8 protein-coding genes, 3 tRNA genes, 3 rRNA genes and 1 pseudogene are annotated in these 14,707 nt (G+C 31.1%); 6 read left to right on the forward strand and 9 right to left on the reverse strand.

Features of this window, described 5'->3' with window-relative positions:
* Window positions 1-6 precede the first annotated feature (6 nt).
* Window positions 7-1,719, forward strand: coding sequence for a ribonucleoside-diphosphate reductase subunit alpha (locus tag H0H48_RS01650; RefSeq protein WP_185870827.1), 1,713 nt, complete (start codon window positions 7-9; stop codon window positions 1,717-1,719).
* A gap of 4 nt (window positions 1,720-1,723) precedes the next feature.
* Here the strand turns inward: H0H48_RS01650 and rrf are convergent.
* From rrf to H0H48_RS01675, 5 genes are all read right to left on the reverse strand, one after another.
* A 5S ribosomal RNA gene (rrf, locus tag H0H48_RS01655) occupies window positions 1,724-1,834 on the reverse strand.
* Between the two features lie 68 nt (window positions 1,835-1,902).
* Window positions 1,903-4,806: ribosomal RNA gene (locus tag H0H48_RS01660) — 23S ribosomal RNA — on the reverse strand.
* A 56-nt stretch (window positions 4,807-4,862) separates the two neighbouring features.
* A tRNA-Ala gene (locus tag H0H48_RS01665) sits at window positions 4,863-4,936 on the reverse strand.
* A 16-nt stretch (window positions 4,937-4,952) separates the two neighbouring features.
* Window positions 4,953-5,026, reverse strand: a tRNA-Ile gene (locus H0H48_RS01670).
* Window positions 5,027-5,129: 103 nt separating this feature from the next.
* A 16S ribosomal RNA gene (locus H0H48_RS01675) occupies window positions 5,130-6,665 on the reverse strand.
* The 16S, 23S and 5S rRNA genes sit together here with 2 tRNA genes alongside, the layout of an rRNA operon.
* A 257-nt stretch (window positions 6,666-6,922) precedes the next feature.
* Here H0H48_RS01675 and queA point away from each other — a divergent pair.
* The 3 genes from queA (at window position 6,923) to topA (ending at window position 11,129) form a co-directional block, all read left to right on the forward strand.
* Window positions 6,923-7,966, forward strand: a complete 1,044-nt coding sequence (gene queA / locus H0H48_RS01680; protein WP_185870828.1) for a tRNA preQ1(34) S-adenosylmethionine ribosyltransferase-isomerase QueA — start codon at window positions 6,923-6,925, stop codon at window positions 7,964-7,966.
* Between the two features lie 70 nt (window positions 7,967-8,036).
* Window positions 8,037-9,008: a polyprenyl synthetase family protein gene (locus H0H48_RS01685; protein ID WP_185870829.1), complete on the forward strand. Its 972-nt coding sequence runs from the start codon at window positions 8,037-8,039 to the stop codon at window positions 9,006-9,008.
* Between the two features lie 9 nt (window positions 9,009-9,017).
* Window positions 9,018-11,129, forward strand: coding sequence for a type I DNA topoisomerase (gene topA / locus H0H48_RS01690; protein WP_185870830.1), 2,112 nt, complete (start codon window positions 9,018-9,020; stop codon window positions 11,127-11,129).
* A 1-nt stretch (window position 11,130) separates the two neighbouring features.
* Here topA and H0H48_RS01695 read toward each other — a convergent pair whose 3' ends face one another.
* Window positions 11,131-11,553: a hypothetical protein gene (locus H0H48_RS01695; RefSeq protein WP_185870831.1), complete on the reverse strand. Its 423-nt coding sequence runs from the start codon at window positions 11,551-11,553 to the stop codon at window positions 11,131-11,133.
* A 283-nt stretch (window positions 11,554-11,836) separates the two neighbouring features.
* Between H0H48_RS01695 and rsmI the strand changes: the two are divergent.
* Window positions 11,837-12,501, forward strand: a pseudogene (gene rsmI / locus H0H48_RS01700) (16S rRNA (cytidine(1402)-2'-O)-methyltransferase).
* Here rsmI and H0H48_RS01705 read toward each other — a convergent pair.
* Window positions 12,502-13,488: an aspartate-semialdehyde dehydrogenase gene (locus H0H48_RS01705; RefSeq protein ID WP_185870832.1), complete on the reverse strand. Its 987-nt coding sequence runs from the start codon at window positions 13,486-13,488 to the stop codon at window positions 12,502-12,504.
* A 73-nt stretch (window positions 13,489-13,561) separates the two neighbouring features.
* On the opposite strand from H0H48_RS01705, the gene gmk reads away from it, so the two are divergent.
* Window positions 13,562-14,134 carry a guanylate kinase gene (gene gmk / locus H0H48_RS01710; protein WP_185870833.1) on the forward strand — a complete coding sequence of 191 codons (573 nt, stop codon included), beginning with the start codon at window positions 13,562-13,564 and terminating at the stop codon, window positions 14,132-14,134.
* Window positions 14,135-14,170: 36 nt separating this feature from the next.
* On the opposite strand, the gene H0H48_RS01715 is transcribed toward gmk, so the two are convergent.
* Both H0H48_RS01715 and H0H48_RS01720 read right to left on the reverse strand, forming a co-directional pair.
* Window positions 14,171-14,244: transfer RNA gene (locus tag H0H48_RS01715), tRNA-Asn, on the reverse strand.
* A gap of 5 nt (window positions 14,245-14,249) precedes the next feature.
* Window positions 14,250-14,687 (reverse strand): RpiB/LacA/LacB family sugar-phosphate isomerase, encoded by a 438-nt coding sequence (locus H0H48_RS01720; RefSeq protein WP_185870834.1) that lies wholly within the window; start codon window positions 14,685-14,687, stop codon window positions 14,250-14,252.
* Between the last annotated feature and the right edge of the window lie 20 nt (window positions 14,688-14,707).

Raw genomic sequence — 14,707 nt, forward strand, 5'->3', positions numbered from 1 at the left:
ATTAAAATGGAAACACACCCTATTGCAGAAAAAGAAGGATGGAAAATAGATAGAGATTTTCCTATTTGGGCTAATAATGAATTATATTTAACAACGATTAAAGGTGGATATTTATTGGATGGAGAAACTCCATTTGAAGCATATAAAAGATTAGCAAAAAATGCGTCAAGAATTCTTAAAAAACCAAAAATAGAAAATGAATTCTTTAATATTTTTTGGAATGGATGGTTAATTCCATCTACACCAGTAATGGTAAATCTTGGTACAGAAAAAGGTCTTCCCATTAGTTGTTTTTCTGCAAGAGTAGGGGATAGCATGTATGAAATTTATAGAAAAAATTTGGAAATGGCAATTTTGAGTAAACATGGAGGTGGAACTTCGTATGATTTTAGTCTAATAAGACCGATAGGTAGTTCCATAAAAAATGGATCATTAGGTGTTTCTGATGGAATTATTCCTTTTATAAAATCATATGATAGCGCTATAGTGGCTAGTAAACAAGGAAGAACAAGGAGAGGTGCTGTTGCTATTTATTTAAATATAGAACATAAAGAGTTTCCTGAATTTTTAAAAATAAGAGAACCTAAAGGGGATATAAATCGGCAATGTCATAATGTTCATCAAGGTGTAATTATATCTGATTCATTTATGGAAGAGGTTATAGAAAAAAATGGAAAAGAAAGAAGTTTATGGATAAATACCCTTAAAGAACGTGTTAAAACTGGAGAACCATACTTGTTTTTTATAGATAATGCTAATAAAAATCTTCCAGAAAATTGGAAAAAACATGGATTAAAGATATATCATAGTAATCTTTGTTCCGAAATTATGTTGCCAACAGATGAAAATCATACTTTAGTATGTTGTTTATCTTCTTTAAATTTATATAAGTATGTAGAATGGAAAAATACAAAAACTGTTTTTTATGCTATTCTATTTCTTGATGCTGTTTTACAGGAATTTATTGATAAAGGAAAAAGCATAAGAGGTATAGAAGATGCTGTTCGTTTTGCAGAAAAAAGCAGAGCACTAGGTTTAGGCGCTTTAGGTTGGCATTCCTATTTGCAATCCAAAATGATTCCTTTTATATCTACGGAATCTATAATTCTAACAAAAAATATATTTAAAAATATACAATTAGAATCTCTAAAAGCTACTAAATATTTAGCGAAAGAATATGGAGAATCTGAATGGAATATTGGGACAGGAAAAAGAAATTTAACTTTAATGGCTATGGCTCCTAATAGAAGTTCTGCAAAACTTGCAGGAGGACTTTCTCAAGGTATAGAACCTATAGCTGCAAATATATACGTGGATGATGATGCAAAAGGAATGCATATTCGTAAGAATCCTTATTTAGAAAAAGTTCTTATAGAAAAAGGATACAATATTCCAGAAGTTTGGGAGCAGATAGCTAACGAAAAAGGTTCTTGTCTTGGTTTAACAGCTTTGAGTGAAAAACAAAAAAATGTTTTTAGGTGTTTTAAAGAAATTAATCAATTAGAATTAATAAAACAAGCAAGTATACGGCAAAAATATATTGATCAAGGACAAAGCATTAATCTAGCTTTTCATCAAGAAACTCCAGCAAAATATATAAATAGAGTTCATGTTGAAGCTTGGAAAATTGGCTTAAAGAGTCTTTATTATTATAGAAGTGAAAGTGTACTTCGTGCAGATATAAAAAGTAGAGATTTATATTCAGAAAGTTTGCTGTAGAAAAAATGGGCGGCGACTTACTCTCCCGGTATAAACCAGTACCATCAGCGCTAATATGTTTCACTTCTCTGTTCGGAATGGGAAGAGGTGGGTCCATATTGCTATAACCACCCATAAAGTCTTATTTTCTTCTTTAAGAATTTCTAATTTTTTAACATACATAATATACAAACAACATGAGGAATTTAAAAGCCTACGGGTAATTAGTACTACTCAGCTATGACATTACTGTCTTTACACTTATAGCCTATCAACGTTGTCATCTACAACGACCCTTAAAAGAAGCCTAATCTTGTGGAGAGTTTCGCACTTATATGCTTTCAGTGCTTATCTCTTCCGAACTTAGCTACTCAGCGATGCACCTGGCGATACAACTGATACACCAGAGGTTCGTCCAATTCGGTCCTCTCGTACTAGAATCAGGTCCACTCAAGCTTCTAACGCTCGCAATAGATAGAGACCGAACTGTCTCACGACGTTCTGAACCCAGCTCGCGTGCCACTTTAATGGGCGAACAGCCCAACCCTTGGGACCTTCTTCAGCCCCAGGATGTGACGAGCCGACATCGAGGTGCCGAACCTCCCCGTCGATGTGAGCTCTTGGGGGAGACTAGCCTGTTATCCCCGGAGTACCTTTTATCCTTTGAGCGATGGCCCTTCCATACGGAACCACCGGATCACTATGCCCTACTTTCGTACCTGATCGACTTGTAAGTCTCACAGTCAAGCACCCTTATGCCATTACACTCTACACACGATTACCAAACGTGTTGAGGGTACCTTTGGGAGCCTCCGTTACCTTTTTGGAGGCGACCACCCCAGTCAAACTACCCACCACGCAATGTTCTTAATTTTTAGATTAAGTTAGATTTCAACTAAAAAAAGGGTGGTATTTCAAGGGCAACTCCACATTGCCTGGCGACAATACTTCAAAGTTTCCCACCTATCCTACACATTTTCTAATCAAAATCAATACGAAGCTATAGTAAAGGTTCACAGGGTCTTTTCGTCCCATTGCGAGTAATCGGCATCTTCACCGATATTACAATTTCACCGAGCTCACGGCTGAGACAGTTTCCAGATCGTTACACCATTCGTGCAGGTCGGAACTTACCCGACAAGGAATTTCGCTACCTTAGGACCGTTATAGTTACGGCCGCCGTTTACTGGGGCTTCAGTTAAAAGCTTTGCTAAAAAAAGCTAACTTTCTTCTTTAACCTTCCAGTACTGGGCAGGTGTCAGACCCTATACATCATTTTTCAATTTAGCAGAGTCCTATGTTTTTGATAAACAGTCGCCTGGATCTCTTCGCTGCGGCCTTCCTAATAAAGGAAGGCTACCTTTCTTCCGAAGTTACAGGTTCATTTTGCCTAGTTCCTTAGCCGTGAATCACTCGAGCACCTTAGGATTCTCTCCTTAACTACCTGTGTCGGTTTTGGTACGGTTTACTTTTATCTGAAGCTTAGAGGATTTTCTTGGAAGCTCTTACCTATACTATCCACTTTCCCGAAGGATTGTGGTACTATCATAGATCAGCAAAACATACGGATTTTCCTGTATATTTTATACCTAACTATTTCAACGTACACTTCCGTCCGTACGCGATAGTTTCATTGCTCCGTCCCCCCTATCGCAATAAAAGCAAGTACCGGAATATTAACCGGTTTCCCATCGACTACACCTTTCGATATCATCTTAGGGACCGACTAACCCTCAGCTGATTAACATAGCTGAGGAATCCTTAGTTTTTCGGTGTGCAGGTTTCTCTCCTGCATTATCGTTACTTATACCTACATTTTCTTTTGTAATAACTCCACCATATCTTACGATACAACTTCTACGCTATTACAATGCTCCCCTACCAATTTATCTTTTAAAATAAATTCCATAGTTTCGGCGATATATTTATGCCCGATTATTATCCATGCTTAATCACTCGACTAGTGAGCTGTTACGCACTCTTTAAATGAATAGCTGCTTCCAAGCTAACATCCTAGCTGTCTAAGTAACTAAACTTCGTTAGTTCAACTTAATATATACTTTGGGGCCTTAACTGATGGTCTGGGTTGTTTCCCTCTTGGACATGGACCTTAGCACCCATGCCCTCACTACCGTGAAACATAATAACAGCATTCGGAGTTTGTCAGGAATTAGTAGGTGATGAAACCCCTTCATCCAATCAGTAGCTCTACCTCTGTATTACTTAACACGATGCTGCACCTAAATGCATTTCGGGGAGTACGAGCTATCTCCGAGTTTGATTAGCCTTTCACCCCTACCCACAAGTCATCCGAAGACTTTTCAACGTCAACCGGTTCGGTCCTCCACTATGTGTTACCATAGCTTCAACCTGCTCATGGGTAGATCACTCGGTTTCGCGTCTAATTCTTCCGACTATACGCCCTATTCAGACTCGCTTTCGCTACGGCTCCGTAGCAAAACTACTTAACCTTGCCGAAAAAATTAACTCGTAGGTTCATTATGCAAAAGGCACGCCGTCACCTTACTAAAAGGCTCCGACAGCTTGTAAGCGTATGGTTTCAGGATCTATTTCACCCTTCTACTAGAAGTACTTTTCACCTTTCCCTCACGGTACTAGTTCACTATCGGTCTCTGAGTAGTATTTAGCCTTACCGGATGGTCCCGGTAGATTCAGACAAGATTTCCCGTGTCCCGTCCTAATCAGGTTCCTACGAAGGTAATTTCTCTATTTCGCATACAGGACTATCACCTTCTATGGTTAATTTTTCCAAATTATTCTGCTATAAAAAAATAATCCTTTATTGTAGACCTACAACCCCATTATAGCCTAAACTATAATGGTTTGGGCTATTCCGATTTCGCTCGCCGCTACTAACGGAATCACTTTTGTTTTCTTTTCCTCTAGATACTTAGATGTTTCAGTTCTCTAGGTTTGCTTTACTTAAAATTTAAGTAATATCATATGATCTATATGATAGGTTTCCCCATTCGGACATCTGTGGATCAATTTGTATGTGCCAATCCCCACAGCTTATCGCAGCTTATCACGTCCTTCTTCGCCTCTCAGAGCCAAGGCATCCACCATACGCCCTTCATTAGCTTTTTTTATTCCTCGTATGTTGTTGTATATTATGTATGTCAAAGAACTTTCATTTTTAATTGTGGAGAATATCGGAATCGAACCGACGACCTCCTGCGTGCAAAACAGGCGCTCTAGCCAGCTGAGCTAATTCCCCAAAACACATCTATGCGTAGTCTCGCGCGGAATTGAACCGCGGACCTCTACATTATCAGTGTAGCGCTCTAACCGTCTGAGCTACGAGACTGACGTTAATCAATCTCCCTTCTATTTTTTATTTTTATTTAAGTAAAAAAGCTTCTAGCCTAGAATTATTCGTAATCTTTTTAATATTAAGAATAATACTCTAAAAAAGAGATGTTCCAGCCGCACCTTCCGGTACGGCTACCTTGTTACGACTTAGCCCCAGTTATCAATTTTACCTTAAGCAGCTCCTTTTATGGGCACCGATTTCAGGTACCACCGACTTCCATGGCTTGACGGGCGGTGTGTACAAGGCCCGGGAACATATTCACCGCATCATGGCTGATATGCGATTACTAGCGATTCCAACTTCATAGAGTCGAGTTGCAGACTCCAATCCGAACTGAGATCGGCTTTTAGAGATTAGCATCTGGTCACCCAGTAGCAACCCTTTGTACCGACCATTGTAGCACGTGTGTAGCCCAAGGTATAAGAGCCGTGATGATTTGACGTCATCCCCACCTTCCTCTCGACTTGCGTCGGCAGTCTTGTTAGAGTCCCCGACATTACTCGATGGCAACTAACAACAAGGGTTGCGCTCGTTAAGGGACTTAACCCAACACCTCACGGCACGAGCTGACGACAACCATGCAGCATCTTGTACTCCGTCCGAAGACTAAACTATTTCTAGCTTACTCGTAGTACATTTAAACCTTGGTAAGGTTCCTCGCGTATCATCGAATTAAACCACATGCTCCACCGCTTGTGCGGGCCCCCGTCAATTCCTTTGAGTTTCAGCCTTGCGACCGTACTCCCCAGGTGGATCACTTATCACTTTCGCTTAGCCACTGGAAAAATCCAACAACTAGTGATCATCGTTTACGGCGTGGACTACCAGGGTATCTAATCCTGTTTGCTCCCCACGCTTTCGTGCCTCAGCGTCAGTATAGATTTAGTAACCTGCTTTCGCTATCGGTGTTCTGTGTAATATCTATGCATTTCACCGCTACACCACACATTCCAGCTACTTCAATCTCACTCAAGTCTACCAGTATCAATAGCAGTTTTAACAGTTAAGCTGTAATATTTCACTACTGACTTAATAAACCGCCTACGCACCCTTTAAACCCAATAAATCCGGATAACGCTTGTGTCCTCCGTATTACCGCGGCTGCTGGCACGGAGTTTGCCGACACTTATTCGTATAGTACATTCACAATTTCTATCACGTAGAAATTTTTATTCCTAAACAAAAGCAGTTTACAACCTATAAGGCCTTATTCCTGCACGCGGCGTGGCTGGTTCAGAGTTTCCTCCATTGACCAATATTCCTCACTGCTGCCTCCCGTAGGAGTCTGGTCCGTGTCTCAGTACCAGTGTGGGGGATCACCCTCTCAGGCCCCCTACCGATCATAGTCTTGGTAAGCCTTTACCTTACCAACTAACTAATCGGACGCACGTCCATCTTTTGCCACATTTCTGCTTTAATAATGTAACCATGCGGTCGCATTATACTATAGAATATTAATCCGAGTTTCCTCAGGCTATTTTCTAGCAAAAGGTAGGTTACGTACGTGTTACGCACCCGTACGCCGGTCGCCATCAAAATCTATGAAAACATAGATTTCATGCTGCCCCTCGACTTGCATGTGTTAAGCCCGCCGCTAGCGTTCATCCTGAGCCAGGATCAAACTCTTCGTTGTAAAATAATAATATCAAAAATATCTTAAAAATTAAAAATTAACGAAGTTACCAGGTCTAGAAGCTTTTTTTAATCAATCAAAGAACAATATCAAGATTGCAATTATACATATTTTTTTTTTAAAAAAAAAAAAATTGTAAATAAAATAAAGAATAAATGTAGATATATTTTTTTTGTTGGAAAAAAATATATCTATTTTTGATAAAAATTTTATTTACAATTTTTACATTTTTAACAAAAATATTATCATATTGTTGTATGAGAACCTCAGATTTTAATTTTAATTTTCCTTCAGATCTTCTTGCAAAATATCCATCTCAAGAAAGAGATGAATCCAAATTAATGATTATTCATAGAAATAGCAAAAAAATTGAACATAAATTATTCAAAGATTTACATCAATATTTTGAAGAAGGGGACTCCATTATTTTAAATAACACTAAAGTTTTTCCTGCTAGACTATTTGGTAATAAAGAAAAAACAGATGCTAGAATAGAAGTATTTTTACTTAGAGAATTAGATCATAAAGATAGAACATGGGATGTTCTAGTAGATCCTGCAAGAAAAGTTAGAGTTGGAAATAAATTAAATTTTGGACATGGATTAACTGGAGAAGTCATAGATAATACTACTTCTAGAGGAAGAATTTTACAACTTCATTTTAATGGAACTTATGAAGAGTTTATAAAAAAAATAAAGGAATTAGGAAATACTCCGTTACCAAAATACATCAATAGACTTACAGAAATAAGTGATAAAGAACGTTATCAAACTATATACGCTAAAAAAGAAGGATCAGTTGCAGCACCAACAGCTGGATTACATTTCTCTAAACATTTATTAAAAAAACTGGAAATAAAAGGAATAAATTTAGTAGAAATAACTCTTCACCTAGGATTAGGAAGTTTTCTTCCAGTAGAAGTAGAAGATATTTCAAAACATAAGATGGATTCTGAAAAATGTTTTATAAATGAAGAAACATGTAGAATAATAAATAATGCTATACAAGAAAAAAAAAAAATATGCGCTGTAGGAACTTCTTCTATGAGAGCTATAGAAAGCTCTGTTTCTTCTAATAAAAATTTAAATCCATTTTTAGGATGGACAAATAAATTTATCTTTCCTCCTTATAATTTTAGCATAGCTAATTCTATAATTACAAATTTTCATATGCCTAAATCTACATTATTAATGATGGTAGCAGCTTTTACAGGTTTCGATCTAATTATGAAAGCATATCAAATAGCTATACAAAAAAAATATAGATTATTTTCATATGGAGATGCAATGTTAATTTTATAAATAAAAAAATATTTTGATTTTATCTATTTAATAACTTATTGAATCAATAATTAAAGTTCTTAGGCATTATATGAAGATAATTTTAGAAAAAATAAAGAATACAATAGAAATAGAAATAAAAGAATTTGAAAATCAATTTTTTGATATTATTAAAAGTAAGGTAGCACTGATCGATAAAATAACACATTTTATTATTCATAAAAAAGGAAAACGAATACGTCCAATATTTGTATTTTTAATAGCGAAAATGCTCGGAAAAGTTCAGAAAAAAACATATCATACAGCTTGTGTTATAGAACTAATTCATACAGCTACACTTATACATGATGATGTTGTTGACAATAGCTTTTTTCGTCGTGGATCTTCTTCTATTAATGCTATATGGAAGAATAAAACTGCTGTTTTAGTAGGTGATTATTTATTGTCTAAAAGTCTCCTTTTAGCGACGAACAATAACTATTATGATCTGCTAAAAATTATATGCAAAACAATAAAAAATATGAGTGAAGTTGAGTTATTTCAGATAGGAAAATCATTGAATATAAACGAAAATATTTATAATAAAATTATTTATTATAAAACAGCTAGTTTGATTGCTGCTTCTTGTGAAGCAGGCGCTCGTTCAGTTAATGTAGATGAAAAAACAGCATTAAAAATGAGAAGACTTGGAGCTTTTACAGGAATAGCTTTTCAAATAAAAGATGATTTATTTGATTATCAAGAAACTAAAGAAAATTTCACAGGAAAACCTGTAGGAATAGATCTTAGGGAAAAAAAAATTACACTTCCATTAATATATAGCATTCAAAAATCTACTAAAAAGGAAAAAGAGTGGATATTAAATTCTATAAAAAATTATGATGAAAAAAAAAGAGATCAAATAATAGCATATGTTAAAAAATATGGAGGACTAGAATATGCAACTAAAAAAATGATGTTATTTCGCAATAATGCATTGAAAATACTAGAATATTATCCAGAGGGAAAAATTAAAAGAACTTTAAAAATAATGATAAATTTTATCATTGATAGAAATCAATAATGATATAAAATGAAAGAAAATCTAGTAATTGTAGAATCTCCTACAAAAGCTAAAACTATCCAAACATTTCTAGGTAAAAATTATTATGTAACTCCAAGTTATGGACACATTATAGACCTTCCAGAAAAGGAATTGGGAATTAACATACAGGAAGATTTTAAACCTAATTATGTTGTTTTACCTAAAAAAAAGAATATAGTTCAATGCTTAGATAATTTAATAAAAAATTATAAAAATATTTGGTTAGCTTCTGATGAAGACCGTGAAGGAGAAGCAATAGCATATCAAATATGTAAAAGATTTAATATTCAAGATGGAAAATATAAAAGAATTGTTTTTCATGAGATTACAAAAAAATCAATTTTTTTTGCTATTAAAAATCCAAGAACACTAAATTACGATTTAATATATGCTCAACAAGCAAGACGTATTTTAGATAGATTGGTTGGATTTAAATTATCTCCTATATTATGGAAAAAGATTGGAAAAGGGTTATCTGCTGGAAGAGTGCAATCTGTAGCGTTAAGATTAATAATAGAAAGGGAAAAAGAAATAAAAGAAAAAAATATCTCTTTGCAACATTATTATATATATGGAACTTTTGAACATAAAAAAAATAAAATATTTACAACAAAAATAGAAAAAAAGATAGATAATGAAGAAAAAATGAAAAATATTTTATTATCATGTACAAATTCTACTTTTAAAATAAAAAAAATCGTTACAAAACAAGAAAAAAAAATATCTCCAATACCTTTTACAACATCTTCTTTACAACAAGAAGCATCAGTTAAACTGAATTATTCTATATCAAAAACTATGCTGTTAGCACAAAAATTATATGAAAAAGGATATATTACATATCATCGTACAGATAGTACAAGAATATCTGATGAAATCTTATCGAAGATAAGGGATTTTATAATAGATACATATGGAAATGTGTATTTATTTGCTAAAAATAAATTTTTGAAAAAAAAATTTTCACAAGAAGCTCATGAATCTATCCGTCCAACAGTTATTAATAATATTATTATCAATAAACGTTATTTAGTATCTTTAGATACTGATCAAAAAAATCTTTATAAACTCATATGGAAACGTACAATTGCAGGACAAATGTCTGATTGTATCACAGAAAAAAAAATTTTTTTTATTCAATCTTCTAATTTTGAAGAATTATTTTCTTATACAAAAAAATATATTGTTTTCGATGGATTTACAATTCTAGATTCTAGTAAAAAAGATAAAGAAAAAGATTTTATAGAAGAAATAAAAGAACAAGATACATTAAATAATGTAGAATTTTTAGCTAAACAAATTGTTAAAAATAATATTTATAGGCATAGTGAAGCTTCTTTAGTAAGAGATTTAGAAAAATTAGGAATAGGAAGACCATCTACTTATGTTCCCATAATAAATACTTTGCAAAAAAGAAATTATATAATTAAACAAAAAATAATAAAGAAAATAAAAAAACAAAAAATTTTCTTTATAAAAAAGAATAATATTTTTGAAAAAAAAGTTGAAATAGTTGAAATAGAAAAAAATAAATTTTTTCCTACGGATATGGGATTTTTAACCATTAAATTTTTAAAAAAAAATTTTAAAGAAATAACAGATTATCATTTTACAGCAAAGATGGAAAAAAGTTTAGATGATATAGCTATAGGAAAAAAATCATGGATTTTAATAATTAAAAATTTTTATAAAGAATTTATAAAAAAAATACAGTATGTTGAAAAACATGTTGAAAAAATTAATAAAGAACGTTTTCTTGGTGTAGATCCCACTTCTAAAAGGAAAATTTTTGTTAAAATCGCTAGATTTGGTCCTGTTATTCAAGTAGGAGAATTCCATGAAAAAAATAGACCTCAATTTTATCCCTTATTAAACATCAAAAAAATGAATACTATATCTCTTCAAGAAGCTATTAAAATTTTAAAATTACCAAAGTCATTAGGATTTTTTAATGGAGAAGAAATATTTTTAAAAATAAATAAACAAGGTATTCATATAAAATATAAAAACTTATCAATTCCAATTGAAGATAAAGTATTCTTTGAATCTCTAAATTTAGAGGAAGCTATTAATATTTTAAAAAAAACTTTAATAAACTAACTTAACTATCAAAGTATCTCTGATTTAAATAAGTAGTTGGATAAGCTTGATCATGTCCCGTTCTTTTTACATGATCTAAATATTTTGGAATATATGATAAAGCTTTAACTCTATCAGATAATGACATTCTATTCCATATATTTTCAGCCATTTTTTTTTTTCCTACTTTATATCTATAATCTGTCCAAAATCTATTAAAGGATAAGTCAGCAGGAATTTCTTCTATAGAAAATGAAGCTCTTGAGCTTTTCATTTTATTTATAACAGATTCATTATAAGGCAAATATTTACCTATCCATATATAATGGGATAAAGAAAGTTTCTCTGGAAAAACAATTTCCCTTAAGAATCCATTCAAATCATATTTGAATATAATCTCTCCGGAGACTAAACGGCTTCTAAATATATATTGTTTACCTCTCATTATTATTTATTTCATCAGCATTAATTAATTATTAATTATTTTAATAATGCATTGACTACAATTATGAATAAAATTATTAATTATTTTATGATGAAATATTGAAAAAGTATTTTACAAATCAGAATTATAAATTGAATTTATATTAATATTATTAATTATAAGTAAAATGAATTTTCTATATAACAAAATTTATGTAAATTTTTATTATATAGAAAAAATGTGTTATAAATACTTATTTTTTTATATTAATTTAGAAATTAAATTAATTAATAAAATTAATAAGATGTTATATATAGTACCTACACCTATAGGAAACTTAGAAGATTTTACTTTTAGAGCTTTAAGAATTTTAAATGAAGTAGATCTAATTTTAATAGAAAATTATAAAACATCTAAAAAATTATTAAACTTTTACAAAATTAAAACTAAAACAAAATGTTATCATATTTACAATGAGCATTGCATCACTAATTACATTCTAAAAAGAATAGAAAAAGGAGAAAAATTAGCATTAATATCAAGTGCAGGTACTCCTGGTATATCCGATCCAGGGTACTTACTTATCAGATCATGTATACAAAAATTTATTCCTATAGAATGTTTACCTGGTCCAACTGCGTTAATTCCAGCTTTAGTTAGCTCTGGTTTTTCTATTAATGAATTCACTTTTATTGGTTTTTTACCTAAAAAAAAAAAAATAAAAAATTGGAAATATTATCCAAAGAAAATAGGACAATAGTCCTGTATGAATCTCCTCACAGATTATTGAAAACATTGGATGATCTTATATTTTTCTTTGGATTAGATAAAAATATAGCCATATGCAAAGAAATATCAAAAGTATTTCAGGAAATTATAAGAGGAAATATAAAAGAAATAATTACATTTTATAAAAAAAATGTAAAAAAAATACTAGGAGAATATACAATTATCATCAATAAAAATTAATCAATATATATTTTTCAAATATTCTGCAATTTGAATTGCGTTAGTAGCTGCACCTTTTCGTAAATTATCTGCAACAATCCAAATATTTATAGAATTAGGAAATGAGTCATCTTTTCGTATTCTACCAACAAAAACTTCATCTTTTCCTTTAGCTAAAATTGGCATGGGATAAACATTTTTTTTAGGATTGTCTAAAACAATAACTCCTTTTATATTTGATAAAATTTTAGGTATAAAATCTATATTTGGTTTATTTTTAAATGTAATGTTTACAGACTCAGAATGTCCTCCTATAACAGGAACACGTGCAGCAGTAGCTGTTATATTCACTTTATTATCATTCATTATTTTTTTTGTCTCTTTCATAAGTTTTATTTCTTCTAAAGTGTAATTTTCTTCTGAAAAAGAATCACAATGAGGAATAACATTTTGATAAATAGGATGAGGATATACTTTTTTTACATTATTATTATTATTTTCTTCATTATATAGTTGATCTAAAGCTTTTTTTCCAGTTCCTGTAACTGATTGATATGTAGATACAACAATTCTAGTTATCGTATACTTTATATGCAATGGGTATAATACCATAACTAACTGTATTGTAGAACAATTTGGATTAGCTATAATTTTATCATTTTTATTAAGTAAATAAGCATTTATTTCAGGAACTATTAATTTTTTACTAGAATCCATTCTCCATGCAGAAGAATTATCTATAACTATAGAACCTATTTTTTCAAATTCAGGAGCCCATTTTTTTGAAATGTTAGATCCTGCGGAAAATAAAACGATATTTGGTTTTTTTAATAAAACATCTTCTATCCCAATTACTCTATGTTTTTTTTTTCTAAAAAAAAACTCTTTACCTATAGACTTTTTGGAAGCAGAAATATATAACTCTTTCAATGGAAAATTTCTTTTATCTAAAAGATCCATCATTACACGTCCTACCATTCCTGTAACACCTACTATACCTATTTTCATATAATTTTTATAAAAATTTAATTCTCCATAAATATTAAAGACAAATTTAAGAAATTAATTAAAAAAAATAATAATGAAAAAAGGAAAAATGATCATTTTATCAGGACCTTCTGGTTCTGGAAAAAGTACTATTTCAAATTATTTATTGTCAAAAATTCCAGAATTAAAATTTTCTACATCATGTACTACTAGAAATAGTAGAAATAAAGAAATACATGGAAAAGATTATTATTTTATTTCTATAGAAACCTTTATTTATAAAATAAAAAAACTACAATTTGCAGAATGGGAAGAAGTATATCCTAGAATTTTTTATGGAACTTTAAAAAGTGAAATCCATAAAAATTGGAAAAATAATAAACATATATTATTTGATATAGATGTTAAAGGTGGTTTAAATTTAAAAAAACAATTTCCTCATAATTCTTTATCTATATTTATAATGGTTGAATCTATAGAAAAATTAAGAGAAAGATTAATTTTAAGAAATTCAGAATCTAAAGAAAAAATTGATTTACGTTTAAATAAAGCAAAAGAAGAACAACGATATGCTAAAAAATTTGATTTTGTTTTATTAAATATCGATTTATTAGAAGCAAAAAAAGAAGCTATGAACCTCGTATCTAAATTTATTTCTAATGAATAAAATAAAGTTATAAAATTATTATATATTATTTGCTTGCTCCTCAGGCTGGATTCGAACCAGCGACACCCTGATTAACAGTCAGGTGCTCTAACCAACTGAGCTACTGAGGATAAGTTTATTTTAAAGAAATTTTTTCTATTCTTATTTGATGTCTTCCTCCATCAAAATTAGTATTTATAAATACTTCTATTATTTCTAATAGATACTCTTTATTTATAAAACGTGCTGGTAAACTAATTATATTAGCATCATTATGTTTCCTTGCTAGATAAGCAATTTCTTTTTTCCAAACTAATGCTGCACGAATTTTATTGTATTTATTCGCAGTCATAGCTGCTCCATTTCCACTACCACATAATACTATTCCAAAATTTGCTTTACCTTCTTCTACAAATTTAGCTGTAGGATGAACAAAATCTGGATAATCAACTTTTTCTGAATTATATCCAGAATATCCAAAATCTTTAACTTTATGTCCTTTTTTTATTAGAAAATCAATAATTAAACCTTTGTAAAACAATCCAGTATGATCAGATCCTATTGCTATTACCATTATTGTAGATCTATATTATA

It is taken from the genome of Blattabacterium cuenoti (assembly GCF_014252055.1).
GTDB classification, from domain to species: Bacteria; Bacteroidota; Bacteroidia; order Flavobacteriales; family Blattabacteriaceae; genus Blattabacterium; species Blattabacterium cuenoti_D.

Excerpts from the sequence above, each read along its gene's own strand:
- topA (WP_185870830.1), top strand. The coding sequence starts at position 9,018 with ATGAAAGAAAATCTAGTAATTGTAGAATCTCCTACAAAAGCTAAAACT.
- H0H48_RS01685 (WP_185870829.1), top strand. The coding sequence starts at position 8,037 with ATGAAGATAATTTTAGAAAAAATAAAGAATACAATAGAAATAGAAATA.
- H0H48_RS01705 (WP_185870832.1), bottom strand. The coding sequence starts at position 13,488 with ATGAAAATAGGTATAGTAGGTGTTACAGGAATGGTAGGACGTGTAATG.
- queA (WP_185870828.1), top strand. The coding sequence starts at position 6,923 with ATGAGAACCTCAGATTTTAATTTTAATTTTCCTTCAGATCTTCTTGCA.
- H0H48_RS01695 (WP_185870831.1), bottom strand. The coding sequence starts at position 11,553 with ATGAGAGGTAAACAATATATATTTAGAAGCCGTTTAGTCTCCGGAGAG.
- H0H48_RS01650 (WP_185870827.1), top strand. The coding sequence starts at position 7 with ATGGAAACACACCCTATTGCAGAAAAAGAAGGATGGAAAATAGATAGA.
- gmk (WP_185870833.1), top strand. The coding sequence starts at position 13,562 with ATGAAAAAAGGAAAAATGATCATTTTATCAGGACCTTCTGGTTCTGGA.
- H0H48_RS01720 (WP_185870834.1), bottom strand. The coding sequence starts at position 14,687 with ATGGTAATAGCAATAGGATCTGATCATACTGGATTGTTTTACAAAGGT.